23 protein-coding genes, 1 pseudogene and 1 riboswitch are annotated in these 26,309 nt (G+C 58.8%); of the genes and pseudogenes, 8 read left to right on the plus strand and 16 right to left on the minus strand.

The genetic code is table 11. The features are described 5' to 3' along the window. Nucleotides 1-395: 395 nt before the first annotated feature. Nucleotides 396-1,289 (minus strand): annotated as a pseudogene (locus tag ACVWYP_RS15500) (IS630 family transposase). 41 nt (nucleotides 1,290-1,330) lie between these two features. On the opposite strand from ACVWYP_RS15500, the gene ACVWYP_RS15505 reads away from it, so the two are divergent. Together ACVWYP_RS15505 and ACVWYP_RS15510 are read left to right on the plus strand one after the other, a co-directional pair. Continuing rightward, on the plus strand, nucleotides 1,331-2,332 hold the full coding sequence (locus ACVWYP_RS15505; RefSeq protein WP_276325455.1) for an effector protein NopP: 1,002 nt from the start codon (nucleotides 1,331-1,333) through the stop codon (nucleotides 2,330-2,332). Between the two features lie 145 nt (nucleotides 2,333-2,477). After that, nucleotides 2,478-2,915 (plus strand): hypothetical protein, encoded by a 438-nt coding sequence (locus ACVWYP_RS15510; protein ID WP_018270227.1) that lies wholly within the window; start codon nucleotides 2,478-2,480, stop codon nucleotides 2,913-2,915. On the opposite strand, the gene tnpC is transcribed toward ACVWYP_RS15510, so the two are convergent. The 6 genes from tnpC to ACVWYP_RS15540 all read right to left on the minus strand — a co-directional run bounded on the left by tnpC (nucleotide 2,916) and on the right by ACVWYP_RS15540 (nucleotide 9,075). Beyond that, nucleotides 2,916-4,499: an IS66 family transposase gene (tnpC, locus tag ACVWYP_RS15515; protein ID WP_018270228.1), complete on the minus strand. Its 1,584-nt coding sequence runs from the start codon at nucleotides 4,497-4,499 to the stop codon at nucleotides 2,916-2,918. 99 nt (nucleotides 4,500-4,598) lie between these two features. After that, nucleotides 4,599-4,949 (minus strand): IS66 family insertion sequence element accessory protein TnpB, encoded by a 351-nt coding sequence (tnpB, locus tag ACVWYP_RS15520; protein ID WP_026192390.1) that lies wholly within the window; start codon nucleotides 4,947-4,949, stop codon nucleotides 4,599-4,601. Continuing rightward, nucleotides 4,946-5,326: an IS66-like element accessory protein TnpA gene (gene tnpA / locus ACVWYP_RS15525; protein ID WP_157183433.1), complete on the minus strand. Its 381-nt coding sequence runs from the start codon at nucleotides 5,324-5,326 to the stop codon at nucleotides 4,946-4,948. The genes tnpB and tnpA overlap by 4 nt, the downstream gene beginning before the upstream one ends. Nucleotides 5,327-6,438: 1,112 nt before the next feature. Then, entirely contained in the window at nucleotides 6,439-6,840 is a 402-nt protein-coding gene (locus ACVWYP_RS15530; RefSeq protein ID WP_016841992.1) for a type II toxin-antitoxin system VapC family toxin, read from the minus strand. A 44-nt stretch (nucleotides 6,841-6,884) separates the two neighbouring features. Beyond that, on the minus strand, nucleotides 6,885-7,079 hold the full coding sequence (locus tag ACVWYP_RS15535) for a type II toxin-antitoxin system VapB family antitoxin (protein WP_016841991.1): 195 nt from the start codon (nucleotides 7,077-7,079) through the stop codon (nucleotides 6,885-6,887). Nucleotides 7,080-8,226: 1,147 nt separating this feature from the next. Continuing rightward, a complete protein-coding gene (locus ACVWYP_RS15540) occupies nucleotides 8,227-9,075 on the minus strand; it encodes a hypothetical protein (protein ID WP_016841977.1) in 849 nt (282 codons plus the stop codon). 1,348 nt (nucleotides 9,076-10,423) lie between these two features. Further along, a riboswitch (cobalamin riboswitch) is annotated at nucleotides 10,424-10,626 on the plus strand. A gap of 102 nt (nucleotides 10,627-10,728) precedes the next feature. On the opposite strand from ACVWYP_RS15540, the gene metE reads away from it, so the two are divergent. Continuing rightward, nucleotides 10,729-13,074: a 5-methyltetrahydropteroyltriglutamate--homocysteine S-methyltransferase gene (gene metE, locus ACVWYP_RS15545; RefSeq protein WP_018270234.1), complete on the plus strand. Its 2,346-nt coding sequence runs from the start codon at nucleotides 10,729-10,731 to the stop codon at nucleotides 13,072-13,074. 712 nt (nucleotides 13,075-13,786) lie between these two features. On the opposite strand, the gene hemN is transcribed toward metE, so the two are convergent. The 9 genes from hemN to ACVWYP_RS15590 form a co-directional block, all read right to left on the minus strand. Further along, entirely contained in the window at nucleotides 13,787-15,139 is a 1,353-nt protein-coding gene (gene hemN / locus ACVWYP_RS15550) for an oxygen-independent coproporphyrinogen III oxidase (protein ID WP_026192392.1), read from the minus strand. Nucleotides 15,140-15,624: 485 nt separating this feature from the next. Next, entirely contained in the window at nucleotides 15,625-16,251 is a 627-nt protein-coding gene (locus ACVWYP_RS15555; RefSeq protein ID WP_035632897.1) for a hemerythrin domain-containing protein, read from the minus strand. Nucleotides 16,252-16,402: 151 nt separating this feature from the next. Then, complete coding sequence (locus ACVWYP_RS15560; RefSeq protein ID WP_233475709.1) at nucleotides 16,403-17,086, minus strand: helix-turn-helix domain-containing protein; 684 nt, start codon at nucleotides 17,084-17,086, stop codon at nucleotides 16,403-16,405. A 492-nt stretch (nucleotides 17,087-17,578) separates the two neighbouring features. Continuing rightward, nucleotides 17,579-18,412, minus strand: a complete 834-nt coding sequence (locus ACVWYP_RS15565) for a universal stress protein (RefSeq protein WP_016841970.1) — start codon at nucleotides 18,410-18,412, stop codon at nucleotides 17,579-17,581. Nucleotides 18,413-19,065: 653 nt separating this feature from the next. Further along, nucleotides 19,066-19,671: a response regulator FixJ gene (fixJ, locus tag ACVWYP_RS15570; RefSeq protein WP_016841969.1), complete on the minus strand. Its 606-nt coding sequence runs from the start codon at nucleotides 19,669-19,671 to the stop codon at nucleotides 19,066-19,068. Continuing rightward, a complete protein-coding gene (locus ACVWYP_RS15575) occupies nucleotides 19,668-21,098 on the minus strand; it encodes a PAS domain S-box protein (RefSeq protein ID WP_016841968.1) in 1,431 nt (476 codons plus the stop codon). Before ACVWYP_RS15575 ends, fixJ begins: the two co-directional genes overlap by 4 nt. Nucleotides 21,099-21,212: 114 nt before the next feature. Further along, nucleotides 21,213-21,446 carry a hypothetical protein gene (locus ACVWYP_RS15580; RefSeq protein WP_311990172.1) on the minus strand — a complete coding sequence of 78 codons (234 nt, stop codon included), beginning with the start codon at nucleotides 21,444-21,446 and terminating at the stop codon, nucleotides 21,213-21,215. A gap of 52 nt (nucleotides 21,447-21,498) precedes the next feature. Then, nucleotides 21,499-21,699, minus strand: coding sequence for a hypothetical protein (locus ACVWYP_RS15585; RefSeq protein ID WP_018270235.1), 201 nt, complete (start codon nucleotides 21,697-21,699; stop codon nucleotides 21,499-21,501). Between the two features lie 481 nt (nucleotides 21,700-22,180). Then, nucleotides 22,181-22,471: a hypothetical protein gene (locus ACVWYP_RS15590; RefSeq protein ID WP_125459131.1), complete on the minus strand. Its 291-nt coding sequence runs from the start codon at nucleotides 22,469-22,471 to the stop codon at nucleotides 22,181-22,183. Between the two features lie 248 nt (nucleotides 22,472-22,719). On the opposite strand from ACVWYP_RS15590, the gene ACVWYP_RS15595 reads away from it, so the two are divergent. The 5 genes from ACVWYP_RS15595 to ACVWYP_RS15615 all read left to right on the plus strand — a co-directional run bounded on the left by ACVWYP_RS15595 (nucleotide 22,720) and on the right by ACVWYP_RS15615 (nucleotide 26,305). Continuing rightward, on the plus strand, nucleotides 22,720-22,947 hold the full coding sequence (locus tag ACVWYP_RS15595) for a hypothetical protein (RefSeq protein ID WP_075968369.1): 228 nt from the start codon (nucleotides 22,720-22,722) through the stop codon (nucleotides 22,945-22,947). Nucleotides 22,948-23,333: 386 nt separating this feature from the next. Beyond that, nucleotides 23,334-23,666, plus strand: coding sequence for a hypothetical protein (locus tag ACVWYP_RS15600; protein ID WP_125459132.1), 333 nt, complete (start codon nucleotides 23,334-23,336; stop codon nucleotides 23,664-23,666). 67 nt (nucleotides 23,667-23,733) lie between these two features. Next, complete coding sequence (gene ccoN, locus ACVWYP_RS15605; RefSeq protein WP_026192393.1) at nucleotides 23,734-25,386, plus strand: cytochrome-c oxidase, cbb3-type subunit I; 1,653 nt, start codon at nucleotides 23,734-23,736, stop codon at nucleotides 25,384-25,386. An 8-nt stretch (nucleotides 25,387-25,394) separates the two neighbouring features. After that, on the plus strand, nucleotides 25,395-26,129 hold the full coding sequence (gene ccoO / locus ACVWYP_RS15610) for a cytochrome-c oxidase, cbb3-type subunit II (protein ID WP_018270237.1): 735 nt from the start codon (nucleotides 25,395-25,397) through the stop codon (nucleotides 26,127-26,129). Between the two features lie 11 nt (nucleotides 26,130-26,140). Continuing rightward, on the plus strand, nucleotides 26,141-26,305 hold the full coding sequence (locus ACVWYP_RS15615; protein WP_016841961.1) for a cbb3-type cytochrome c oxidase subunit 3: 165 nt from the start codon (nucleotides 26,141-26,143) through the stop codon (nucleotides 26,303-26,305). The last annotated feature ends 4 nt before the right edge of the window (nucleotides 26,306-26,309 follow it).

The following is a 26,309-nucleotide window of genomic DNA, read 5'->3' on the forward strand; positions in this document are numbered from 1 at the left end:
AACACGTGCAATCCGGCGTCGCCGCATTCGACTGCTTGATCGCACCATGTCGGTTACTTGGCCTGTGCTGCATCATTCGATGTTTGGTTGGTGGAAGCTCGATTGTGATTGCCAACCTACGGCCTGACGTAACGTGAGATTCAAGCGATTTCTTGTGTGAGTTGCGATGGGCTTCCGGCCTCGATCGTCTCTCTCAGTTGGCGCACACCGCACCGTGCTTAAGATCATCGGGCACAGCGTCGAACTCGGTGCATAAAAAAGCAACTGAGTGCTCCCGGAAAGAGAAAGCAATCAAAGTAAATGAACATGGCTTGCAACGCGTTCGCGAGCGCCATCGTACGGCGCACGATCGTTCGATGTAGATTCGTCGATGTGCCAGACATCGGGCGCGACCGTTAGAGCATGCTGTCTTTACACAGAGCGTAGCCCGAAGTTTTGAGGTAGTTGGTGCACTCTTCCTCGGAAGAGATTGAGGAGTTCACCAACCTTTCGCCAGGCGGCCTCGACATCACGAGGCGCAGCTCGCATGAGGTGTTTGAGTTTGGTGAAGACCTGCTCGATCGGATTGAGGTCAGGGCTATAGGGCGGCAGGAAGATGCGGTGGGCGCCTCTGGCGCCGATAGCTTGGCAAGTCGCTTTTCCTTTGTGGCTGCCATAGTTGTCGAGAACAAAGATCTAGCCAGGTGCGAGGGTAGGGGCCAACACGTTCTCGACGTACAGCGTGAAGAGCTCACCATTGATGGGGCCAGCGCGCTGATCCGATCGTGACGCAGCGTCGCGATGAAGGTCATGGTCTTCCAATGGCCGAAACGTGCAGATGCTTGGAGGCGCTGCCCACAAGGCCTCCAGCCGCGTAGCGGCGCCATATTGGTCTTGATCCACGTCTTGTCGATGAAAACCAGCCGCGCGACATTGATCCTGCCTTGGTGCGCTTTCCAGCAGGTCCGCTTACGGGCGACGTCTGGGCGATCCTGCTCGGCTGGCAGAAGCGTTTTTTTGAAGCTGAGCTCCTCGGCGAGAACAACAGTCCACACCGCCCGCACGCCTGTTTTGATCCCCGTGCAGTCAGCTCCCAGCTTGCGCAAGGTGAATGGCCCCGAGCGAATGCGTTCGCGCAGCCAGTAGGCGTTGGTATCCGACAGAACCCGCTTCTTATGACGGCCGATCTAACCGGGGCCAGGCCCCCGATATCCCGTCTCAGATTCTTCCAATTCGTCACGCAGGGACGGGCTGATCTGTAGCGCCTCCGCAATCGAACGAACCGTCTCGCCCGCGTCAGCCCGCGCCATGGCTCATTCGCGGATGTCTTCCGAATGGGGGCGCGTCATCCATGCTGGCCTCCGCCTCCAGCATGGAGGTCGAATCAGAAATCCCACCCGAGGGGAATCCCGATTCCAGAAAACAACAAGCTCCTAGTCAGCTTACGGTCAGTTTCGCCTGGCTACTTTGGCGCGGCCCAAAGCGCCTCAAATCAATAAGAAACCCTCTTGCCTTAGGAGTACGGATCCTCATGTACGGTCGAATTGGTGGGTATTATGAAGCAGTTACGTGGGCATCCCACGACGAACACGCGGATGACAGAGATTTCGAGGGCAGGTTCGCTAACATGCACCTGTCCGCAGCGGAGCCGACCTCCTCTTCTGCAGCGCCAACGTATTCCCTCGTGACCAAGCCTCCGATAGAGCCGATCGACAAGGATACGTTTCGCAGAGAAGCAAAGATCTTCCAAAATGATCATGAAATAATGCGCATCGCCGAGAATCCGCGGGAGTACTCGCGTTTCGTATCGACACGAGCCAAGAACGTCAGAGAGGCTGCGGAGGACTACGGCTCGACCAGAGATTCGGAGGAAGCGCGATACTACAGCTATAATCTTGGAAACAAAACTGTCGCACTGCTGCGGACGGAAGGCGGATACAGCATGAACGAATTCCACGACGACAGGTGGCGAGAACTGTTTCCCGGGCGAGAACACATCACCTCCGTCGTCGATCTTCAGCTTGCCCATCCCTTGGTGGAGAACGCAGGCGATATTCTACTCGAATATCAGCTTCGGCGAGATGCGCGAGAAGGCGAGCAACCGTTGCTTAAATGGTATCCACTTAACGAAGAATCGAAAGCTCGCGCGGCGAAGTTAGGTTTCGTAGAGGTCGACGATTGCAATATGGTACTTGATCCTACTCAGCATCCTGACAAATGGACAACGAATAGCGCAGGTGAATGGCAGCGCGCCAACAAACCTGAACGATATCTCGCTAAAGTAGACGACGGCGAGCGTCGTAATACCCATGTAGCAAGCTCCGGATACGCGTACGAGGATGACTTTATGTGACTTTAACCGTGAGCGTCACGAGAGGAGCACTGGTGCCCGGGCTTGACTTGCGCGGAATGCTCTGGATAGCCCGGTCGGGATGATTGACGCTGCCGGCGCGCGGTGATGGGGTGATCCCGGTTTGGAGCGGGTAACGGGGATCAGAATGACCAGCGAGTCGCAGCTGCGCGAGAAGCTTCGGAAGATCGAGGCGTTGTTCGCGGGTGCAGGAACTGCTGGTGAGCGCTTGGCAGCGGAAGCCGCGCTGCAGCGGGTGCGTGCCCGGGTCGAGGAGCTCGCTCGCCACGATCCACCGATCGAGCAACAATTATCACTTCCTGACCAATGGTCGCGGCAGCTGTTTCTGGCACTTTGCCGCCGATACGGGCTGCGGCCGTTTCGTTACCGCCGCCAGCGACGCAACACGGTGATGATCCGCGCGTCACGGGGCTTCGTTGACAAGGTTCTGCTGCCGGAGTTCACCGAGCTGGAGAGGGCGCTGCAAGTCTATCTGCACGAGGTGACGCTGCGCGTGATCCGCGAAGAGATTTATGACGACACCAGCGACGCGCAGGAAGTTCCCGACGCCCTCCCGTCAAATTGATCAGGCAGCGAGCTTTGTCTCCAGAGCATCGCGCTCGGCCTTCCATGTCCACGGCAGCAATGTGTGCAGCTGATTGATCTTGGTGCGTCCGGAGACGATGCGCTCGAGAACGTCGGTCAGATAATGCCGTGGGTCGATATCTTGCAGCTTTGCCGAGTTGATGAGCGACGCGAGAATGGCCCATGTCTCGGCGCCGCCTTCGCTGCCCGCGAACAAATGGTTCTTCTTTCCAAGCCCTATCGGCTTGATGGTGCGCTCGACCGTATTGTTGTCTATTTCAATGCGTCCGTCATCGATGAAGCGCGTCAGGCCTTCCCAATGGTTTAGGGTGTAGCGGATGGCCTTGCCAAGGCCAGACTTCTTCGAGACTTCCAGCAGCCGCGCCTCGAGCCAGGGCTTGAAGTCCTCGATCAGCGGTCTGGTGTCAGTTTGCCGAACCGCAGCCCGCTGCGCCGCCGGCAGACCACGGATGCGGTCTTCGACGGCATAGAACATCGCAATCCGTTGCAGCGCTTCCGCGGCAATCGGCGACTTCGTCGCGACGTGAACGTCCCAGAACTTCCGCCGCGCATGCGCAAAGCAGAATGCCAGTTGCACCAGATGGCCGCCGTTCTTGATCAGACCCTTGTAGGCGGCATAGCCGTCAACCTGCAGAATGCCCCGGTAGTCTCCGAACAGCTGTTTGGCGCGGATCGCCTTGCGATCCTCGGCGAACACGTAGACCACCGCCGGCGGTGCCGGGCCGCCCCACGGCCGGTCATCGGTGGCGATCGCCCAGAACTGGCAGATCCTGGTCCTGCCACGGCCGGGATCAAGAACCGGCAGCGGTGTCTCATCGGCAAACAGCCGCGGGAAGGAGATCACCGTGTCGCGCAACAGCGCGTGAAGCGGCCTCAGCCACCAGGCGACGCGGCCCATCCACGAAGCCAGCGTCTGACGGTCGAGCGCGATGCCCTGCGCGGCAAACATCTGTTCCTGGCGATATAACGGCAGCTGGTAACCGTATTTCATCACCGCGATGTGAGCCAGCAAGGCTTCCGTCACCATCCCGCCCTCGACCGCCTGGGCCGGCGCGGCCGCCTGCAGCACACCCTGGCGGCACCCCCGGCAGCCATAGCGTGGGCGCATGATGCGCTTGACCCGGTACTGCATCGGAACGACATCGAAGGCTTCCTTGACGGTCTCCCCGATCCTGTGCAGCCGTTCGCCACAACAAGGACAGATGTCAGTCTCGACGTCGATCACGACATCAATGCGCGGCAGATGCTCCGGAAGCCTCCCCCGGTTGCGTCGCGCCGGTTGCTTTCCACGAGCCTCGGATCTGTCGGGCAGCTTGGCCCCGGGCGCATCATCATTGCCGGCCGCAGAAGCCGCCTGCGCCGCAATGGTGAAGAGAGACTGCTGTCCGGAATCCAGTGTCTCGGAGCGGGGACCGAAGATCGTGCGCTTGTACTGCGACAGGATCACCAGGAGCTTGTCGTTCTCCTGGATCGCAGCATCGCGCTGGGCGATCGCCGCATCACGTTCGGTCGCCAGCGTGCTACATTCCGCCGACAACACCGCAAGCCGTGACGACAACGCCATCACGGTTTGCTGGAGCAATGCTGGATCAGAAGGCAAATCAATCATGCAGCGTGTTTCTACTACAGCTCTGCATGAATGACGAACTACTCTTGACGATGATCAACCAGCTCGTGTTGGTTGATCCACAACCCGCATCGGCACACGCTTCCAATCCGAACCGTCAAGCAGTACCGAGAGCTGAGCATGAGATAGCGGCATGACGCCTTCCTTGATCGGCGGCCAGGTGAACTGCCCCTCGATTCTCTTGTAGTAAAGGACAAGGCCGCTTCCGTCCCAGGTCAGAATCTTCACGCGATCTCGGCGCTTGGAGCGAAACACCCACAGCCCGCCGTCGAACGGATCGGCTCCAAACGCCTCGCTCACCAGCAGCGCCAGCGAGTCCATGCCGCGACGGAAATCGACCGGCTGCGTCGCGATCCAGATCGACAACCCAGGTCGGAGCCCGATCATCGGCCAACCGTCCCGACTGCCGCCAGCACCTCGCAGAGTGCCCGCCGGTCGACCGTTCCCACGACACGGATGCGAACCGCGCCGACCTCGATCTCAATCGCCCCCTGCTCCTCGCATACCGGCAATTTGCCGCCGCAGCCAGTAATCGTGACCGGCACAAAGCCTGGTGCCACGCCTCCATCCCTGCGCGCCGCGACCTTTGCCCGCGTTGCCTGACGACGCCAAAGAAATAACAGGCCCGGGCTGATGTCGTACCGCCGCGCCACCCCGGAAGCGCTTGCACCCGGCGCGAAACTCTCCGCAACAATCGCCGCTTTCGCATCCGTCGACCAGCGCCGTCGGCGGCCAGTCCCCGTGATGATCTCGATGCGCTGCAACGTGTTAGAGCCGTCCTCAAGGATAGCCGTATGCCTATCCTTAGCGCCATCCTTACAACTATCCTTTGACATGGTGACCTCGTGAAAAACCAATCCACGAGGTCTTCCTAGCCGACCAGATCAGCCCTCAGGGCGTGGTCACCGGATGACGCTCACCTTTAACCGGTGAGGACACGTTGACACACTTCGTCTATCTTCCCTGATTCTCGCGAACGATGGTCGTAGACTGCAGTGCGCGCCTGGGGTGCGCCTGCCTCATTTGCCGCATCCCGTGGGCTCAATCCAGCTTGAAGTGCGCTCTGGCCACACGACGAGGGCCAGAGCATGAAGCGCAATTGTTTTACGGAAGAGAAGGGGTATTCGGTGCCTACGGATTGCGCCACCGGAATTCCGCCTTCGGACTTGAGACAAGCCAGTGAAGTGCATTTCCGTGCGGCCCGCCGCGCTCATTCCGACTGAACACGAGCCAGGTTTCAACTTGCCCGGTTCCGGGGGGGGGCCATTTCCGCATCAAAGGTTTGATGCGAGATCGGTATTTGTGCGCCCTCCAATGCGCTATCTTTCAGAATACGACATGGTCGATGCGCCGGAATTGGTACGTGGTGAATCGGTGAACTTGTAGAACGCTGCCCATCCCGCCAGTTGACGGTTGGCCGGCGATCATGTCGACCGTGCTGACACTTTGATTGCCGGAAAGGCTACTGTGAGCCCGCGAACAAACACCTTCGCCTTTTCCTGGGTATCGTTGTGACGACGGACAAGCGCCCGTGCGCCCCTCGCTTGCGAATGAGGTTCCCGGGTGGCGTCAGCATGAACGTGTCCGTCGGACCGCAATGAACACATCACTCAACGCAGCGAAGCCAGGCGTCCCGCGCACCTCCACGCGGGCGCCCTGGAACTCAACCGTCACGACGGCTGCATCCCCTGATCTGGAAGGCCACGCGGCGGCCGGTAGCGCCGACTCCGACACTACCGGCACGAACGATCTGCGTGCGATCCAGCCGTCGCGGATCGGAGTTTTCCGAAAGCCGCTCGTCGGCCGCTGGCATCAGCGCCGCGAATTTGGGGCAGGGCAGGGACCTCGGGGTAATCGTGCAGACGTTGCCAGCGGTCTATCCTTTATAGACCAGCTCGAGATCGGTTCGCGGAAAGTCGTCACCCTTGTGCAGCAGTGGCGCGCGATAGGTCTTGGCGCAGGCAGAGGCGAAACAGTCGCCAAGATTGAGCTGAGCCGGATGTCGCGCGTTTCCGAACCGATCGAATGCCATGGCGGCGGTCGATATCATGCCGTCGGCAATCGCGCACACGCGGATGGATCCGGCGTCGAGAACTTTCGCACTGCCGCCTCCGCTTCCGGCGCACCCCATGCGTTGACGCGCATGAGAGCACAGATCGTTCGTATACCGCGATGGTGAGGTAAACGGCGCTTTGGCGTCCGCAATTGCCATGACGACCTCAGCCGCGTCTGGCTCGCGTAGCAAGATTACGACCAGGGCTGAGGCATCGATCATCATCAGGCATCACCGGACAGATCGTCGAAAAAATGCCTTATCGGCGGTCAGGCCGGTTTTGGGAGCGCGGGTGCGATGCGGTCGAGCAGCGGTTGCACCTCCCAGAGCGGCGTCTTTAGGCGTTCACGCTGAATTTCATGTTCGCAAGCCTCGCGAATGCAATCGAGGATCGGCTTGCCTTTGAGGGTGGCAAGTTCACGAATGATCCGGTCAGTGTCGCGGTCTTTAATGTTGTAGGCCATGGGTACCTCTGCTCAGGTATATAGGTGTCCATACTTAGGTACCTTAGCAAGGGCGCGTTTCCACGCTCTAATTGATATTACAATTATATTTGTCGCAAAATGGGTCGCGAGAGAGACGAGCCACCAATTTGCAGGTCCGGTTTCATGCAGCAACGACGAGCTCTGCGGTCGGGCCTAAATCGGGATCTGGCACCGAAGGACTGCAGGCCGTGTTCGGTCCGATCTATGCGGTCAGCCCGGTCTTCAAAAGTCTTGATGCATAGGGACCAGGCGGCGCCTCCGCACGATAGCGAGTGGCTCAGCTGCGCGAACTTTGTGGTCAGACGATCGGGTACGCCGGCGAAAGGCAGAGCGATCCAGGCTTAGCGAATTTGACAACATCGAGCGCTCCGTCGGCGCGGAGAAGGCGTCCGACCTTCGGAAGGCCATCGCGATCCAGGGGCGCAGTGGGCAGCCGTGAACTGCCGAGCTCTTGTTACAGGCTTGAAGCGGACGGCCGACTCAAAGCCGAATTTGTAACGAGAGACGGCGCCCGGCGGGTGGGGAAGAGCGAAAGAAGCATGCTTCAGATCAGGATTTACGACGCGCAAACGATCCGCGTGAGGAAATCTAGATCTTCCGTCCCAATTCTGCAGTCGATCCGACGCAGCATGGCTGCAGAACTCCTCGCCGGGGGTACTCGGGAAAGGGCCCGCCGCCATGAGGTATGCCGGCGTCGCTATCACTGCCCCGTTCCCGGGTACCCTTTTAACCGGTCTCGTCGCTGCACTCGCTCCCGCGTGCCGCCTTCGGCGTCACGCTCCTGCGGGTGCCATTGTCCGTTGAAGCGATGCGCTGCGCGCACGCCTGGTCAGAGCAGGGGCCGCAAGCATCGCTAGGCCAACTCCCCCGAAGAATGGATCTAGAGCTGGCCGCGTCGCAGATTGGCGTCCGCTCGCTGCATGTGAGCGGGGAGGGCTAACCGGCTCTCGTAAGCTGGCACGTGCGCGCCTGGTCAAGGCATCGCTTGCTTCGCGGAATGGGCCGAGAGCAACGGTACTGCCCTATGACGAGCTGCGAGAGGCTGGCGGTTTGTCGCAAAAACGTTACAGGACAAGTCAGCGCTTCCGAACGCGTGTGCTTTGCTGCTACTCCGAGGCGCTCAGCGTCAAGGAGCTGCGCCGCGATCTTGCTTTGTGTGACCATTGGCCGAGGCCTTTCGCGCCCTCTCTATTGCTTCCCGTTCACTTGGCTCTATCCGATCGAACCAGGAGCCTGGAGGATAGGCCGCGATACGCTTAGCGAAGGAAGATTGCGGCTCCCAATCTTGTCCCTCGCTCTTCTCGAAAGTGATGACGCCGTTGTGGGTAAAATAATGGGGGCCTGGGATGTTACAGTTCACCAAAAGCAGAACGCGCCACAGATCGCCCTTCTCGGTCGGCTTGGCATTGGGTTTCGACACGTAATCCACTACAACGGGTTCAATGATATGGCAGCGGCCGTGCCGCAGAAGATTGCCGAGCTTGCCTTGCGCAGTCGTCACGAAGTTGAAGTTGGCCGGATCATGCAGAAAGTGAAGATTCGCGTCCCTTTCGCCATCTGTAACCTCACTGGCGATCAACGAGAGCGCCAAGGCGCGCCAGCCCAATTCAATCGGCTTTGCATATGTCGATGCAAGTTTAATCGTCCCGTCAGTCGCGATCTTCCAAGTGATAGCGTACTGTTCGTCTGATCTGTTGTCCGGGTGCCTGGTCCATGAAAAATAAACGTACTCTGTTCGGTCAATTCCTTCAGCGACTCCCCACGATCGAGGCACAAAGTGAGCCACCTTCGAGACCTTGGAAATGATTTGTTCTATAGTCTCACCATCTTGCGCTCGCCACGTTGACTTGACCCTTTCGACAAGCGTGTGGTCGTTGGCGCGAACATTGTTGCTCGTCGCCGCCAGCCCGGCCAGGCAGATCAGCGACCGAGCGATACAGAACCAAAGCACGCGCTTTCCAGACTTTTTCTTCATTGCTTCCGGCTCATCTGGTTATCATCCACACGTCAATCCAAAGCGGCACGTCTTCCTCAGCGTGCTTTGCGCAGATCGCAAGAAGTTAGCGGCAACGTGACGCAGGCGCCTGCCGATGTCCCGCGCGAGCAGGCGCCGTCCCTCGATGTCACGCGCCGCTAACTTCAGTGGTCAGCCAAAGCCTCAATTTGCAATGCTGGACCTGCCCAGGAGGAGAAGCCTGGACATGATGAGGACTTGCATTGTTCGTGCCAGGCAATAACCGGCAGTTCGCGGCAGATTTGTGCTGTCTTTGTCGACTTACCGACCTACGCACGTTCTAATGTTACCATTCAGCCTATTCGCCACGACTTCCGTGAATGATTCTTGTCACGCACTGAATCTTCGACAGCGGGCGAATGCCTCGCTGCCAGAGTCTTGACGACAATTGGGAGCAGGTATGCCGCCATCGATCCGTGTGATCCGGGGGCGTTGCCGCTACTACGAATGTCGAGGGCGCCCCAGCCTGTTGTGCTTGGCACTTTGCGGCCTACACCAACGCGGAGCCGCCCTTCAGCGGCGGGCGATTTGGAATCGATGTTAAGGAACTTCACGGATCAAGCAGGGGACGAGACGTGGCATTCTCCGCTCGCGCAACGTTAGGGGCCGTCGTCTACCTGCTCGTCATTGCAGTCAACATTCAAGGAGCTGCGCTTCCACGCAGCCGTGTCGACCGGCAAGAGGGAAGCCTCAGGTCTTGCTAGCTTCGGCTCGAACTACTCAACACTTCCGAGAGCATCTGTCTGACGGGGCGGCTCATAAAAGGCCTTGCCATCCAGCCGAACAGACCGACAGTAAAGACGGCAGCAGCAAAGACGCCGAGGGCGCTCCAAACAGCCATTTTCATTGCGAGGGTCTCTTTTGGTTGTGGTGATTCAATATGCTTGCTTTGGCCAGTATCACCAAAACGTCGGCGTGACGCCTACCAGGATTGGCTGGTCGCACATCGACACGTCCGCTGAGCACGCTGCTGGATTAAGCGAATACCTCTTGCGCGTATTCGCCACTGATCCATGGTTATTAATGGAGAAGGGAGGGCGCATCGAAGCGTGCTCGATGAATCGTTCAAAAGCCGGGCCGCATGACAAGCGTCTTGCGCGGCGCCGTGAGCTTCTTCGTGCTGGGCGCATTCGTCTCGTGCACAGATCTGACCCGCCGCCCGACGCCAATGCGTCTCCGAGATGGTCATTCCGATATCCTATGACTGGAGATGGCTTCTACGTCGCGATCAAGCGTGGCCTCGGAGGAGCATTCGCGTAAGAGAGGTCGCAGCACCAATTTGAGAGGTTGACGGCCGAGTTCTCTTGCCGATAATCCAAGTCGTCGAGGTTCTCCGGTTTCCGTTTGATCCGGAGCTAAGAGGGAAGCCGGTGCCAATGCCGGCGCTGCCCCCGCAACTGTGAGCGGTGAGCCACTGTCCAACAAAGTCACTGAAGCCCGCGCGGCTTCGGGAAGGCCGGACGGCGGCAATGACCCGCGAGCCAGGAGACCTGCCCCGACAAAATATTCATCCACGGGCGGGGTGTCCCGGTGGTGCGCCAAGCAGCCGTCGCTCGGGCGACTTCTCCTGCCTGCGTCCGCCATGGCCTTTGCCCCCAACATGGGGTTAGCGCTATGTCTCTTCTCTCCCTTCCGGTTGCCACGCTCGGAACGCCGCGCATCGGTCCAAGACGCGAGCTCAAAGTCGCACTCGAAGGCTATTGGGCCGGAAGAATTAGTGAACAGCAGTTGCTTGAGGACGCAGCCGGCCTACGTGCCGCGAACTGGGCGCGCCAGAAGTCCCTCGGTGTCACCGTGATTCCGTCGAACGACTTCTCGTTGTACGATCAGGTGCTCGACACCAGTGTCATGGTCGGCGCCATCCCGGAAGTCTACGCCTCGAAAGCCGAGCCCGTTTCCCTCAAGACGTATTTCGCCATGGCACGCGGTTCACAATACGACGGCCGGGGTGCGAGTTGCGGCCACGGATCTCGCGGCGATGGCGCACCCGCGCAGGAGATGACCAAGTGGTTCGACACCAACTACCATTACATGGTCCCGGAATTTCATCGCGGACAGACTTTCAGGCTGTCCTCTCGCAAGCCTATCGACGAGTATGAGGAAGCCAAGGCCCTTGGCTTTCAGACTCGCCCTGTCCTGATCGGCCCGGTCACATTCCTAAAGCTAGGCAAGAGTGCTGATCCTGCGTTCCAGCCACTGTCACTCCTGGATGACCTGATACAGGTCTATATCGAGGTTCTGCAGGAATTGGCCAAACGCGGGGCAAATTGGGTTCAGTTCGACGAGCCCTGCTTGGTTCTTGATCTGGATGAGGAATCAAGACAATCCTTGCTACATGCCTATGACCGGCTCGCCAAGGAAGGGCCGGCCATCAAGATCATGGTCGCCAGCTATTTCGGTGGCCTCGGCGACAATCTTCCCACCGCCTTGCGCCTACCTGTCGCCGGGCTGCACGTCGACCTGGTTCGGGCGCCAGCGTTATTGGACCAGATCATTACCGCCAAGCGAAGTGATCTCGTCGTGTCACTCGGCGCGATAGACGGCCGCAATGTGTGGCGGACGAATTTGTCGGCACTGCGCCAACGGCTCGATCCCGCTATCGCGAAGCTGGGCAAAGATCGCATACAAATCGCTCCATCCTGTTCGCTGCTTCACGTGCCGGTCGATGTTGAACTCGAGACGGAGCTCGCTTCAGACATCAAGGGTTGGCTAGCATTCTCCGTTCAGAAGATTCGCGAGCTTGCGACCTTGGCGCGCGCTCTTGCAGGCGATCAGGATGTTGCTGGCGCTCTTGCGCAGTCGGAGCGCGTCACCACCGATCGTGGGACTTCGCCAAAGATCCGAGATGCCGATGTCGCCATCCGGATGAGAGCGATCAACCAGGCCACGCGCCGGCGCGCCAGTCCATTTGCCAGCCGTGCCGAGATCCAGCGCAAGCGCTTCAAACTACCGGCGTTTCCGACAACGACGATCGGATCGTTTCCGCAGACTGCAGAGGTTCGTAATGCCCGCGCAGCGCACGCGCGAGGCACGATGAACGACGGACAATACGACGAGTTCCTCAAGGAAGAGACTGCGCGTGCCGTACGTTGGCAGGAGGACATTGGCCTCGACGTGCTTGTGCACGGCGAGTTTGAGCGCAATGACATGGTGCAGTACTTCGGCGAACAACTCGCCGGCTTCGCATTTACCAAAAATGGCTGGGTACAATCCTATGGCTCGCGCTGTGTCCGGCCGCCGATCTTGTTTGGCGATGTCTCACGGCCGAAGCCGATCACCGTGGGGTGGTGGCGGTACGCGCAATCGCTAACCAAGAAGCCGATGAAGGCGATGTTGACCGGACCAGTGACGATCTTGAACTGGTCGTTTGTTCGCGATGATATTCCCCGAGCCGAGGTCTGTCGTCAAATTGCGCTCGCGATCCGAGACGAAGTCGGCGATCTCGAAAATGCTGGTGCAGCCATGATCCAGATCGACGAGGCTGCGCTGCGCGAAGGATTGCCGCCGCGCCGATCGGAGTGGACGGCTTATCTCGAGTGGGCCGGGGATTGCTTCCGCATCTGCTCATCGGGCGTCGCCGATCAAACCCAGATCCATACCCACATGTGCTACTCGGAATTCAACGACATCATCGATGCGATTGCTGCAATGGACGCGGATGTCATCTCGATCGAGACTTCGCGGTCGAAAATGGAGCTGCTCGACGCGTTTCGGAACTACAAATATCCAAATCAAATCGGGCCGGGTGTGTACGATATCCATTCTCCGCGCGTGCCCGAGTCGAGCGAGATGAAAGAGCTCGTGGCTTTGGCTCGAAAGCGGCTGCAGGATTCGCAACTTTGGATCAATCCGGATTGCGGTCTGAAGACGCGCAAATGGGAGGAGGTTCGCCCGGCGCTGGTGAACATGGTCTCCGCCGCCCGCGAACTACGCGCTGCATCCACTCCAGCCGACCGTTGACCTGGTCTGGTCTTTCGTCGAGAAGGCCGGTCGCCTGTCAACGATTTGCGGGCTCGATAATTGTGGGAGGCATTGGTGAGCAGAAAAAGGCCCGGCCGCCTTTAGCGGCCGGGCGGAAGTGTGTCCGGGAGGAGCGACGCTGCTAGGCAACGTGCTGACTTCCATCGGCGGAAGGAGGGCGCCGATGGTTCGATTACGGCGGGGACATCCGCCGAAATCTGACCCCAGTTAAGGCGCAAGCTCAGCGTAGCTCAATCATGCCCTGGTATGCGGCCGATATAGCCTAGATTTGAAATCTACACCAAGGTTTGTCACTTATGAGTAGTTTCGCAACGCTCTGCAGGGCCGAGAAATGTGGGGCGGTCGTGCCGGGCGATCATGGACGGGCACCAAGCGCACGTTGGTACGCTTTTCTGCCGGAAACGATGGGCTCGATCAACGGGACCATACGATAACGCGCACAGCAAGGATCTTATCGTGGTGACCAATGCAATCTGCGGCTTGCTATTGATCCCGCTTCAGCTAGTCATTGGTCTAGTCAAGTTTTTATACCAACCTCTGTTGGAAATCTTGTGCGGCTCGACGAAGAGCCGGCGAACGGGATGCCGATCAGCGTGCTCTTGATCGCCGCGACTGCTCGCGATCCAGAGCATAAACCGGTTTGGTGATGTCGAACTCGGATCTGAAACGGCTCGGTTCGGCTTCGTCTGGTTTAGACCGCCAGACTATGTGTAGCCCCGCTCCGAGTAAGGTGAGCGTCGAAGATCGATGCGACGCTCCGGGCCAGGAACTCTGCGCCACCGGCTATCGAAAGCCGGCTATCATCCATCACCACGACGCCATCGGCGATAAGGCCGTCGAGGCGAGAACGATCAACGACGGCCAAGCTTGGATCCCGGCCGTAACGACGGGATGTCTCGGAAAGATCGACTGTCAAATCGCACATGATTCGTTCGATAATCTCGGCGTGGAAGCGATCGTCGTCAGTCAGTAAATAGCCCTTTGCGATGGCCAGCCGATCCTCGCTGATGCGAGCGAGGTAGTCCTTCGTCGGGACGGCGTTCGCGACAAAGCCCTGTTGCATACGGCCGATGGCGCTGGCGCCCAGACCAATCAAGGTGTCCGCGCTATCGTCAGTGTAGCCCTGGAAATTGCGCCTCAACCTGCCTTCCTGGCTCGCCAGGGCGAGATTGTCGTCCGGTAGGGCGAAGTGATCGATTCCGACGCGGACATATCCCGCATCAACCAAAGCTTCCGTGATCGTTTCGGATTGGACGTGGCGCGCAATGCTGTCGGGCAGGGTGGACGCATCGATCAGACGTTGATGCTTCTTGAAGGAAGGAATATGCGCGTAGCCAAAGGCCGAAAACCGGTCCGGATGAAGCTCGAGGCATCTGGCGACGGTATCCAGGCACGAAGCGACCGTCTGCCGGGGCAGGCCATAGAGCAGGTCGAAATTGATACGTTCGACGCCGGCACGGCGCAACCGATCGACCGAGGTCGCGGTCTGTCCGAAGCTCTGCAGACGGTTGATGCCCTGCTGAACAACTGGATCGAAGCTCTGGACACCAAGGCTCGCCCGGTTGACCCCGCAATAGCCAAGAGCCTCGGCCATCGGCTCGCTCAACATGCGTGGATCGATCTCTACGGCGATCTCGGCATCAGGCAGGACCGCGAATGAATGGCGCAACGAACCGACCAGATCAGCGAACGTTTCAGGTGTCATGATCGTCGGGGTGCCGCCCCCGAAGTGGATATGAGTGATCGGTTGCCGTCGGCCAAGGGTTTCTGCAACGAGGTAAGCTTCGGTCCGCAGTCCCGCTGCATAGAACGAGATCGGCTCCTGGCGCTTCGTGACAGAAGTGTGGCAGCCACAATACCAGCACGTGCGTCGACAAAACGGCACGTGCACGTAGATCGATGCGGATTGCTGCGCGCCCAACGACTTGAGCCACATTTGATAGTCGGATTCGCAAATCGAAGCTGAGAAATGGGGGGCCGTCGGATAGCTGGTGTAGCGCGGCAGCCGTTGCTGCCCGTAGGCTTGTGCCAAGTCCGGTCGCATTCAGAGTGCCTTTCTTCCCTGGCCAACCGATTACCGGACACGCGGCGGATAGGCTTTGCGCTGGCTCAAAATATCCGCGTTGTTGATGGCGATAGCGGCCCTAAAGCCAAGATTGGTAGGGCATGCCGGCAACGTACGCATCGCACTTTGGATCGCGATGAAGGTCCTGCCCTCTTCCGGGCAAGAAGAGGTCCAGCAGTGCCGCAACGATCGATCGCGGTCGGTCGGTGGACGTAAGGGGCACTCATATTACGTAATATCACTGGGGCGCTGGTCGAGCGGTATTGCCAATTGCCCCGCGACGTTCACGTCACGGGACCAGCCGGACCCCGGCCGTGCTGTTTGCGAAGGGACCGGCTGCAAGTGATCATCGGGCGCGGATGTCGCGCTGGCCGCGCGCGGCGTACGCGCCAGAAGGACTGTCACCTTCATTTCAATGAGATGAGCATGACCTGCACGGCCCGGCGTGCAGAGTCAGTGATCAATTACGGTCCATCGGCTTTGGCGCCATCTGGCGGCTTGCCGGCCATTGCGGACGAAAACGCCACCGAACTCCGTTCGGCTTCAGCTTCTTGCTCTAATTGTAGAATATGCGCTCTTAGTGCATCGGAAGTCGCTTCCGCCGTCTCGCTGAACAGCAGATCCCCATGATCAGTGCGGGCGGAAGCGATTTCCGTCCAATCCTCAGCCGATAGAGCCTTGACGGCGGCGGGGAAGAAATCTCGCTCTTCCCACATCATGTGGTGCCGCTCCCGCAATATAAAGTCGCGTACGATGTTACCGACGTCTTGTCGAAGGATTTCACGATCCGCGAGGATAGCATCGATAGCTTGAGCAAAATGGTGCAGGCGGTCGATGACTTCCTGGTGTTCATGCGCGAGATCGCCGACGATTGCAGCCGCATCCGGATCGCGAGTTCTAAGCTTGGAGAAAATCAAATCTTCCTGAGGATGATGGTACACCTCCGGGTAAACCTCGAAGTAGCTGATAATCGCGCGAATGACCTCATAGTCAGGACGGGCCCCATGCTCAAAGATCTCCAATTCACGTTGGAGGGCGACCAGAAGTAGGTCAATATTGCGATGCTCTCGAAGCAAAAAATCGATGATCATTGCGGTGCTCCAGGGCGGAACAATGTAAGCGAGCGATCCTGCCATCTGTGCGCGATCGCCCAAGCCGATGTTCGGGTGTCGTTCACGTGCTGCGATCCGTCGGCGCTGATCGGTGCAAGGAAGTCCGCGCATTTCACAGCGCTTCTTGAGCTTAGCCCAAGTTCTGTGCAACGTGGCTCGGCAGTTTGTCGTTACGTAACTCGATTCGGCGCAAGGTCGGCAAGGCAATCACGCCATTCTGCTCGAGTTGAGTGAGGGTGCGCGAGACCGTTTCGATCGTCAAGCCAAGATAGTCGGCAACATCCTGCCGTGACATCGGCAGCTCGATCGCAGCGTTCTTCGTAGTACGACGAGACATATCGAGCAGAAATGCCACGACCCGCTGTTCAGCGCTGCTGATCAAAAGCATCAGATGCTCCTGAAAGCGGCGGAGCTCAAGCGCCATCGCGTCCCAGAGCTGCCTTGTGAGCTCGCAATCTTGGCTGGCGCGAACGATGAGGGCGCTGCGCTTCACCATCAAAAGGTGCGTCTCACAGACCGTCTCCGCCGAAGCGATATGGCTGTCTCCGGCCTCAAAGCCGAAGATGTCACCGGGCAGATAAAACGCACCAATCTGACGACGCCCATCTTCCATAATCTTGTAGGTTCGTACAGCACCCGATACCACCTGGTATAGGTGTTCGGCTGCTTCGTCCTCGCCGTAGATCTCGCTATTGCGAGCGAACCGCATCGGGGTCGCAACCATACCAAACGGTCCATAGGTACGAGATTGCCTGCACAAGACGCTGCTCGGATGATGGCTGATCTCGTGAATACTTGTGGCCTGAGCGTACATGGCGGACTCGATCTTCGAAACGTCAATGGAGCGGAGATTGGCCGCTTCTGATGAACTGGAAAATTTCGATGTTTCCCCTAAGTAGAACCCACTAAGTATTTATACGTATGCCGTGAGAAGAATTCTCGATGGGGGCGACGCAGCCTTTCGGTATCTCGAATGCGGCTCAAAGCCGACCAGCCGCGTTTGAATGAGGAAGCTGCATTCTGACTTGGCCGTTCGGCTTGAAGTTGAGCTCGGGCATCCTCGGGTGGGCGGTGACCAGATTGTCCCGCTCCTCTAGACCGGCAGCCTACGTGCAACGTTCGAAAACCGCGGCGCATGTTCAGCGGTTTCGCCCCGCCTCGTCGATGGAGCGACGGCGGGCCCGCGAAAGCCGGGACAAACGGCGCTCCTGTTCTCCAGATCGGCGGGCGGCTGGTGCCTTGCCCCGCGCCCATCGACTGGGTCCGGGGCGCATCTGGCGGCATATCGCATCTATATTTCTTGCCTTCAGTGCGACATCAAAACCGGAATGACGTTTGCACGAAGCAGATTTCCCGAAATGCCACCGAGCAGCCTTTCCTGCAGCCGAGAGCGGACGTATCCGCCCATCACCAGCAGGTCGAGGCTTTCGTCCGCCACAAGCGACAGGAGGGCGCGGTGTACCGACTGGGGTGCTGGGAGCGACACGATCTTTGCAGGAAGGCCCGACCTTTCAAGATACCGTCCCAAATGGTCGGCGGAGCTCTCCGCCGGGACCTTGTGCGCATCAGTCATCGCGATGATGGTCAGCGCGTCCGCTTCGCGCAGCAGCGGCATCGCGTCGTGCAACGCGCGGGCCGCAAGGCGGCTGCCGTCCCAGCAAATCCCAATTCGTCTGGCCGAAAAAGAGCCGTGGATGACGCTTGGCAGATACAGAACTGGCTTGCCGGCCTGGAGCAGGACGTCCTTGGGGATAACGTTGTCATAGCTCTCGTAGCCGCTCTGGGGCTGCGTGACGATAGTCATGTCGTGCACTCGCGCGCTGGCGCAGATGCTTCGACGCGCCTCCGCTGGAACCGCACTGAGCGCGCGGCTCGCATAGGATATGCCGGAGCTCCTTGCCCGCAGATCAAAGACACGGAGTGCCGCTTCGGCTCTCTCCAACGCACGCGCCTGCTCGATTTCAAAGACCGAAGTGACGGCCACCCCGCTGAGTGCGGCGAGCGGAATAATGGTCCTCTCATAACCGATGGCCACAACGTCAAGATGCGCGCCCGTGCTCAGTGCGAAGGAAATCGAACCGTTCACCGCGGCCCGCACCGGGAGCTCCGTGGGAAGATGGACCAATATGTTCCCGAACATTGCCGTTCTCCGGGCGTGAAAGGATTGCTGCCGATCGGAGCACAAATCTGGGCCGGACAATTGATCTGCTTCATACGCTCGCCGATTTAGTTAGGCAGGATCAAACCGGCCACGGACAGTTCGCGCAGAGTCCGATGCCAAGTAGAAGCAGCATGGCATGTGTTGCATCGCTCATGTCAACTGCGAATCCTGCACGATTCGTGCACAGCGATTTTTGCTGCACAGATTAGGGGGCGGCCCGAGATCGCGGATGCCGTCGATTCTCCCCGTTGCCTGCTCGACATTCACCCTCATCGACAACAGGTACACTGAGAGGATCGCCAGTACGGAAGATGATGTGCGGCTGGTTAGTCCGCGGTCAAGCCGAATACGCCAATGCTCAAGCCTCTCCAACGGCTGCCGGGGGATCAATCAGCAACATGAGAGGACATTGTCGCAGACGGAGAGCGGGCGCAGCGCGACGTGCGGGTGCATCGTTCGCTGGGCTCGTCTTGATTTTCTCCATTGCCGGTCTGTGGCCTATGCTCAAGGCTCCGCTGGACAATGCGTTTTTAAGGCGCGCCATGCTCGCGATTGAGGATCATTCCTGGACGAATTCTCCAAGATCTTTCGAGCCCTTGTTCGTCGCCTGGACCGTGCCGCTCGCGCCCCTGCTAGAATCCTGCGGCGATGGCAATCCGCATCAACTCAGACATGCTGCGTACATTGGTCTTGGCCATCAGGTTGGCGCGATAAACCTCGACCGTCCGGGGGCTGATGCCAAGATCATGGGCGATTACCTTGTTGATCTTGCCGGCTAATAGTCCCTGCAGGACGTCACGTTCGCGCGACGAGAGGTCGGCAAGGCGCCCTTCTGCCTGCAGTTTCGCTGCGTCATCGTCTGGCTTCGTTGGCCGCGCTTCCAAAGCAGCGTTGATGGCACGCAACAGCACCTCATCCTCGAACGGCTTCTCGATGAAATCGACCGCACCCGCTTTCATCGCTTCAACTGCGAGTGATACATCACCATGACCGGTTATCAGGACGACCGGACAGTCGAGGCGATCGGCCTTCAGCTTGCGGACCAGTTCGAGGCCGCTCATTCCTGGCATGCGGATGTCTGATACAACGCAGTCGATCGGACCGCTTGCAATGTCATTGAGAAACTCGGTCGCGGTCTCGTAGGTTGCTACCCAGAAACCACTAATATCAAGCAGAAACGCCAGCGAATCCCGCATCGCGGCTTCATCGTCGATCACAAGAATGCGCCGCCCGGTCATGCTTCTTCACCGACGTCCGCAAATGGCAGCGTGAACTGAAAGATCGTGCCGCCACCCGGATTTGCTTCCGCCACGATGTGGCCGCCATGGGATTCCACGATTGTCCGGCAGATTGATAGTCCAACACCCATGCCGTGTTCCTTCGTCGTGACAAAGGGTTGGAACAGGCGGTCGGCGACATCAGGGCTGATACCGGAACCCGTATCAGCAACGGTAAACCTGGCGAGACCATCGACCTTGCTGACTCCGACGGTCAATTCGCGGCGCGGACAGGAAGCCATCGCCTCGATCGCGTTGCGTATCAGGTTCAGAGCGACTTGCTGGATCTGGATCTTATCTACGATCATTGACGGCAGATCGCGGTCGCTGCGCATTGTCACCCGCACGCCTTGCTCCTTGGCGCCGAGCAGGGCCAGCGCTACAGCCTCTTCAAGTAGCGTGAGCGGATTTTCCACAGAATGCTGCGTCTCGCCTTTGGCAACGAACTCCCGCAAGCGCTTGATGATATCGCCGGCGCGCAGAGCCTGTTGGACGGCGTGTTCGAGTGCATCACCAATGCGATTGGCGTTCGGCTTGTCTGACGCCAGCAGAGCCTTTGCGCCGCGCATATAGTTTGTGATGGCGGAGAGCGGCTGGTTGATTTCATGGGCAATAGACGATGCCATCTCACCCATGGCTGTTAGCCGCGACACATGGACGAGTTCGGACTGCAGCTCCTGCAGCCGCCGTTCCTGCGCCCGCCGTTCGGTTAAGTCTCGGATAAAGCCGGTGAAGAAGCGTTCGCCGCGCACTTTGGCCTCGCCGACGGCAAGCTCCATCGGAAAGGTCGAGCCGTCGCTCCGCTCGCCCACCACGATGCGACCGATGCCAATGATGCGCCGCTCGCCGGTGGTCAGATAACGTTCAATGTAGCGGTCATGCTCGGCCCGGTAGGGCTGCGGCATCAACTTGGATACAGTCTTTCCAACCACTTCGTCCGGCAACCAGCCAAATAAACGCACTGCCGCGGCGCTGAACGAGCGAATGATACCCTTCTCGTCAATGACGATCATGGCTTCCGGTACGGTGTCCAGGATCGACTGCAGATGAGCTTGCCGATACCGCGCCTGCTCCGATTCCTGCCGCAGCCGGTCGCCCATGAAGCCAAGCATGGGACCTAGTACCGCAAATGCGGCAATATCGATCATGTTTGCGGAAACGGTGATGAGGCTTTTCCCAAGAAATGCCGCGCTGATGACGAGGCAGAGCAGGGTCGCGAAGCTCGCTGGTCCGCGGCCGCCGGCGAAAGCGGCAAAAACGATCGCCGGAAGGTAGATGATCGTAAATGAGCGGTCATCGAGATACGGATTGAGCGCCGCGCGGAGCACGAGGGCGAGCGCGGCGGCTGCCGCGGCAGTACCATAGCGATACCAGATGTGGTCGGACATATTTGCCGGCAGACCCTCTTATGAGATCGATCCTACATCGTTTGGCCGCGGGAGGGCCACCGGAGGCAGATGCGCGTCAATTCGCGCCGTTATATTGTTGCAGGATAGCCATCGCTATTTGAACCAAATGCGCCAGTGCGTGGGCTGCACAGCGACGTGTTCTCCGGTCTTCGCCTTGATCCAGCCGCCAAAGATGCGGCGGCAAGGGAAGACCAGCCGATGAATGGTATTACCCTCGATCACGCCAATCTCAAGGTCGCGATCGAAGGGCGCCGTCTCGATCCGCTCCCACGTCACGTTGCCATTAGATCCTGGACGGTGTTCATCGCCGCCGACTGACAAATTCAAGTAACCTTTCAGACAGTACGAACCACATCGCTTGTCCGCCCCGCGACCTGGTTCAGCCCAATATTGCGCAGGCGGCGCGCGGTTCGATCGCAGCAGTCGCCGCCTCGGGTCTGTCGGCGGAGGCATCGTCGAACCCATCGTGCTGGGTCATGGCCCTCTTGCCGATCCAAATATCGGGATTGATGCTACGAAGCACCTTGCCACCTTCGGTCGAACTGATTCGAACCTGCTCAAGCCTTCCCCGGTTGGTCATGATCGGGTGTTTGCAGAAACTGGACTGGACCGCGGCCCACAATTGAGCCCCTCGCCGAGCGAGTTTCGCCGTGGCCTGTCATATCGAACATCCTTTGTTGGTGGGACATCTCCTTGCTACGGCGTCGGTCGTGGGACGGATCGGCTAGCTGCGCTCGGCCCCGCGCGTCGGGCCGGTCCGCGGGTCGATGACGTGGACACCATCGCAGGCGATGCAGGTTACCGGGTGCAGGTCGTTGGCGCTTGGCTCGACTGCGTCGTTCGGCAGCAGTGCTTGAACACGGTCGCCCGTATTTGAGCACGAAAAGATGATGGGGCGCCAAGTCTTTCTGTGAGCCATATGTCTGACCTTGACTGGAGATCGTTTCTATCGCTCGGCCGCCGCTGAAGTATTGATCCAGGTCAAAAAAAGCGATGCGCGTCTAGAACGACCGACGGCGTATGGCTGCCGCGAGCAGGACAGGGGCCAAACATGTTCCCGTTCAGATGATTTGCTCGCCTCGCGCCTTGATCCCGACAAGCCCTGGAACGGCCGGATTGATGGAAATCAAAATAGAGGCGATGCAATCATGCGAATGTTGAAGCGCACTGGACGCGCATCGGACCATGACACACGTGTCATCAATGATGCGAGAGGCGCAAAGGAGACCCTTAGTGATTGCTCGCCTCGCATTGTCGGTGGTCTTGCCGGCGCTGATCGCAGCCATAGGCTTTGGCGCGGAAGCCCTGAACCTTGGCCTTATCGAAACCTTGGCTGCGGCGAGCTTGGTCATCGGCTTTGCCATTGCGGCGGCAGGGTGGGTCGTCAGGCGCGAGATAGGGGCGGTTCGCCCCATTTGCTCACGATCACGGGGACGCAGGTCTGGCTAACGACATGCCGGGCCGCCAGCACGCGTCAGAACAGTCTCTGTCACGGTAAGTGACCGATTACTTTGGATGCTGCTTGAGACAAATCAAATACTCTCCGCGCGCTAATGGCAGAATAGGCACGGATAAGCAAACCCACCGCAAGAGGGTAGTCATGCCTTCATTTAACGTTCGCTTCATTAAGACCGTCTGTGACGATACCGGCCACGAGCATCGTGCCTGTCAGGCAGCGTTCAAGGTCGATGCCGCATCGCTGAGTGCTGCTGCACAGCAAGCGGAGAGCGACTTTTGCAAGCAAAAAGGTGTCCGCGATTGGACCATTTTCGCGGATGCGATGGAGCTTCGAACCCCGCCTGCGTTGCCCCCGGCATGGGGCGGCTAGCCTGAGTTCGGCTAGCGCAGGTCCTTGCGAATTTCATGGCGATGGTCAATCCGCGAGTTCAAGCGCGATCTTTTAAAACATCGCGCCGAGTCGATTCGAAGGAGCTCGCGATGCTGTCGCTAATGCGGCAGGCGGGCTGTTGCCCGCAACACGAAATGGGCCTCGGCGCAGTCTCGCAGGCGCCCCGGGGTAGAGCGATCCGGATCGAACGATTTGCTCTTACATTTGATGCAGGTCAAAAACAAACCTGCCTCCAGCAGCTATGGCTGCTTCGAGGGACATGACACATGGTCAGCCAACCTGCACATATCGGTAGTCCTTGGCGGTTTAGGAATTTGCTCAGCCGATTGCGAGCGAGCCTGTCTCGGACGTCCGAGCTGGCTTGCTTGAGCCCGCAGGACATCGATGCGATCGCGCGCGAGCTTAATCTGTCTACATCCGCTTTTCGAACCCTGGCACAAAGTCCGGGCTCTCCCGAACTCTTGAGCAAGCGCCTCGCACTTGCCGGTTTTTCCGAGCATGCGCTTGCCGCCCGCCATGGCGACGTACTGCGCGATCTGCAGCGAGTATGCGGCCTATGTCAGGCCAAAGCCCGTTGCGTCGCCAACCTCCAAACAGGGAACTATCGAAATCCGCTGAAAGACTGCCCCAACGAACAAACCCTGCGCGCGCTCGGTCGTGAGGTCGACGACGGCCTCCCGCAGCGCTTTTGCGATTGATGAACCCAATCGCTTAGCTCGCCGGAAATAATTCCCCAAGCATCCCGCTTTCAAAGAAGGCCAAGCCATGACAAGCCCATCCTTTGCCTCGAAATCCACGACGATGGGTGAAGCAGGCCTGATGTCGGTATTTGCAGTTTCTGCCTACGTCTTCTTTTTCGCCGGAGCGATGGGGCACGATTCTGCGTTTACCTTCCACGCATTGCTGGCTTCCGCCGCCAGTCTGACCGCAACGGGCGTCATCCTCAATCGCTACTACGAACGGCCGGCGCAATTACCGCCGGCGCAGATCAATGGCCGACCGAACTACAATCTCGGTCCGATCAAATTCGCCTCGGTGCTGGCGATGTTCTGGGGCATTGCAGGCTTTTCCATCGGTCTGCTGATCGCCTCGCAACTTGCCTGGCCTGCACTGAATTTTGATTTGCCCTGGGCGAGCTTCGGTCGGCTCCGGCCCTTGCACACATCGGCTGTGATCTTTGCGTTCGGCGGAAACGTGCTCATCGCGACCTCGTTCTACGTCGTGCAAAAGACCTGCCGCACCCGCTTGGCTGGCGATCTGGCGCCATGGTTTGTGGTCGTTGGCTATAATTTCTTCATTCTGATCGCAGGCACTGGCTATCTGTTCGGTGTCACCCAGTCGAAGGAATATGCCGAGCCGGAGTGGTACGCCGATCTCTGGCTCACCATTGTCTGGATCACTTATCTCATTGTGTTCGTGGCGACACTGTTGAAGCGGAAGGAGCCGCATATCTTCGTCGCCAACTGGTTCTATCTCGCCTTTATCGTCACCATTGCGGTGCTCCACCTTGGCAACAATCCCGCATTGCCGGTATCGGTGTTCGGTTCGAAATCCTACATTGCCTGGGGCGGCGTGCAGGATGCCATGTTTCAGTGGTGGTACGGCCATAACGCGGTCGGCTTCTTCCTGACCGCCGGCTTCCTGGCGATCATGTACTACTTCATTCCGAAAAGAGCCGAACGGCCGGTCTATTCTTACCGTCTCTCAATCATCCATTTCTGGGCGCTAATCTTCCTCTACATCTGGGCCGGACCGCACCATCTGCACTACACCGCCCTGCCGGACTGGACGCAGACGCTGGGCATGACGTTCTCGATCATGCTGTGGATGCCCTCATGGGGCGGCATGATCAACGGCATGATGACGCTCTCGGGCGCCTGGGACAAGCTCCGCACCGACCCGGTACTTCGTATGCTCGTGGTCTCGGTTGCCTTTTACGGCATGGCGACATTTGAAGGTCCCACCATGGCAATCAAGGTCGTCAACTCGCTTAGCCATTACACGGACTGGACGGTCGGCCATGTGCATTCGGGCGCACTGGGCTGGGTTGGCTTCGTATCATTCGGCGCGCTGTATTGTCTGATTCCCTGGCTTTGGAATCGACAGCTGTATAGCCTCAAGCTCGTCAACTGGCACTTCTGGATCGCCACGATCGGGATCGTGCTCTACATCTCCGCGATGTGGGTGTCCGGCATCCTGCAGGGGCTGATGTGGCGCGCCTATACTTCGCTCGGTTTCCTCGAGTACTCGTTCATCGAGTCGGTCGAGGCCATGCATCCCTTCTACATCATCCGTGCCGCGGGTGGCGCACTGTTCCTGATCGGCGCGCTGATCATGGCCGCCAATCTCTGGATGACGGTGAATGCGCGGGAAGCTGATCAAATCCAGGACGCTCGAGCGCTCCAGGTCGCGGAATAGGTCATCGCATGTCGCTCTGGAACCGACACAAGATCTTTGAGAAGAACTCGATCATCTTAATCGCTGGCATCCTTGCCGTGATAGCGATCGGTGGCCTGGTCGAGATCACGCCGTTGTTCTACCTCAAGAGCACGATCGAGGCGGTGGACGGCGTGCGGCCGTATACGCCGCTCGAGCTTGCCGGCCGCAACATCTACGTACGCGAGGGATGCTATGTCTGTCACTCGCAGATGATCAGGCCGTTACGCGACGAGGTCGAGCGCTACGGGCATTACTCGCTGGCCGCTGAGAGCATGTATGACCATCCGTTTCAATGGGGCTCGAAGCGGACTGGCCCGGACCTCGCACGTATTGGCGGGAAATATTCCGATGAATGGCACGTCACGCATTTGACCAATCCGCGCGCGATCGTGCCGCAATCGGTGATGCCGGGCTATCCGTCGCTGGCGAACACCGAGGTCGACCTGACCGACATGGTCGCACATCTGCGCACCAATCGGGCGATCGGCGTCCCCTATAGCGAGGACCAGATCAAGAACGCTGTCGCCGACATGAAGACGCAACTCGATCCTGACAGCGCGAACGTCGAATCGTTCCAGAAGCGTTACCCGAAGGCCGCTGTGCGCAATTTCGACGGCAGGGCCGGCAATCCGACTGAACTCGATGCGCTCGTCGCCTACCTGCAGATGCTCGGCACGTTGATCGATTTCAAGCTCTACGACGAAAAAGCCAATCTGCGCTGAAGGATCCTCTGATGAAAGCGGTTATTTCCATCGAGAATCTGGCATCGAGCTTCGTTGTGACGCTCTGGACGCCGCTGTTCGTCGGCATCTTCATAGCCATCGTCGTTTACGCGCTGTGGCCTCGCAACAAGAGGCGTTTTGATTCTGCGGCGCGCATGCCGCTGCGCCGGGACTGACAGA

Source organism: Bradyrhizobium sp. USDA 3262, from assembly GCF_054060035.1.

Bases quoted from the DNA above. Each gene is read 5' to 3' on its own strand.
- ACVWYP_RS15505 (WP_276325455.1), top strand. From the start codon at position 1,331: ATGCTGGCCTCCGCCTCCAGCATGGAGGTCGAATCAGAAATCCCACCC.
- ACVWYP_RS15510 (WP_018270227.1), top strand. From the start codon at position 2,478: ATGACCAGCGAGTCGCAGCTGCGCGAGAAGCTTCGGAAGATCGAGGCG.
- tnpC (WP_018270228.1), bottom strand. From the start codon at position 4,499: ATGGCGTTGTCGTCACGGCTTGCGGTGTTGTCGGCGGAATGTAGCACG.
- tnpB (WP_026192390.1), bottom strand. From the start codon at position 4,949: ATGATCGGGCTCCGACCTGGGTTGTCGATCTGGATCGCGACGCAGCCG.
- ACVWYP_RS15530 (WP_016841992.1), bottom strand. From the start codon at position 6,840: ATGATGATCGATGCCTCAGCCCTGGTCGTAATCTTGCTACGCGAGCCA.
- ACVWYP_RS15535 (WP_016841991.1), bottom strand. From the start codon at position 7,079: ATGGCCTACAACATTAAAGACCGCGACACTGACCGGATCATTCGTGAA.
- ACVWYP_RS15540 (WP_016841977.1), bottom strand. From the start codon at position 9,075: ATGAAGAAAAAGTCTGGAAAGCGCGTGCTTTGGTTCTGTATCGCTCGG.
- metE (WP_018270234.1), top strand. From the start codon at position 10,729: ATGTCTCTTCTCTCCCTTCCGGTTGCCACGCTCGGAACGCCGCGCATC.
- hemN (WP_026192392.1), bottom strand. From the start codon at position 15,139: ATGCGACCGGACTTGGCACAAGCCTACGGGCAGCAACGGCTGCCGCGC.
- ACVWYP_RS15555 (WP_035632897.1), bottom strand. From the start codon at position 16,251: ATGATCATCGATTTTTTGCTTCGAGAGCATCGCAATATTGACCTACTT.
- ACVWYP_RS15560 (WP_233475709.1), bottom strand. From the start codon at position 17,086: ATGTACGCTCAGGCCACAAGTATTCACGAGATCAGCCATCATCCGAGC.
- ACVWYP_RS15565 (WP_016841970.1), bottom strand. From the start codon at position 18,412: ATGTTCGGGAACATATTGGTCCATCTTCCCACGGAGCTCCCGGTGCGG.
- fixJ (WP_016841969.1), bottom strand. From the start codon at position 19,671: ATGACCGGGCGGCGCATTCTTGTGATCGACGATGAAGCCGCGATGCGG.
- ACVWYP_RS15575 (WP_016841968.1), bottom strand. From the start codon at position 21,098: ATGTCCGACCACATCTGGTATCGCTATGGTACTGCCGCGGCAGCCGCC.
- ACVWYP_RS15585 (WP_018270235.1), bottom strand. From the start codon at position 21,699: ATGACCAACCGGGGAAGGCTTGAGCAGGTTCGAATCAGTTCGACCGAA.
- ACVWYP_RS15590 (WP_125459131.1), bottom strand. From the start codon at position 22,471: ATGACCAAGCTCGCCGCAGCCAAGGTTTCGATAAGGCCAAGGTTCAGG.
- ACVWYP_RS15595 (WP_075968369.1), top strand. From the start codon at position 22,720: ATGCCTTCATTTAACGTTCGCTTCATTAAGACCGTCTGTGACGATACC.
- ccoN (WP_026192393.1), top strand. From the start codon at position 23,734: ATGACAAGCCCATCCTTTGCCTCGAAATCCACGACGATGGGTGAAGCA.
- ccoO (WP_018270237.1), top strand. From the start codon at position 25,395: ATGTCGCTCTGGAACCGACACAAGATCTTTGAGAAGAACTCGATCATC.
- ACVWYP_RS15615 (WP_016841961.1), top strand. From the start codon at position 26,141: ATGAAAGCGGTTATTTCCATCGAGAATCTGGCATCGAGCTTCGTTGTG.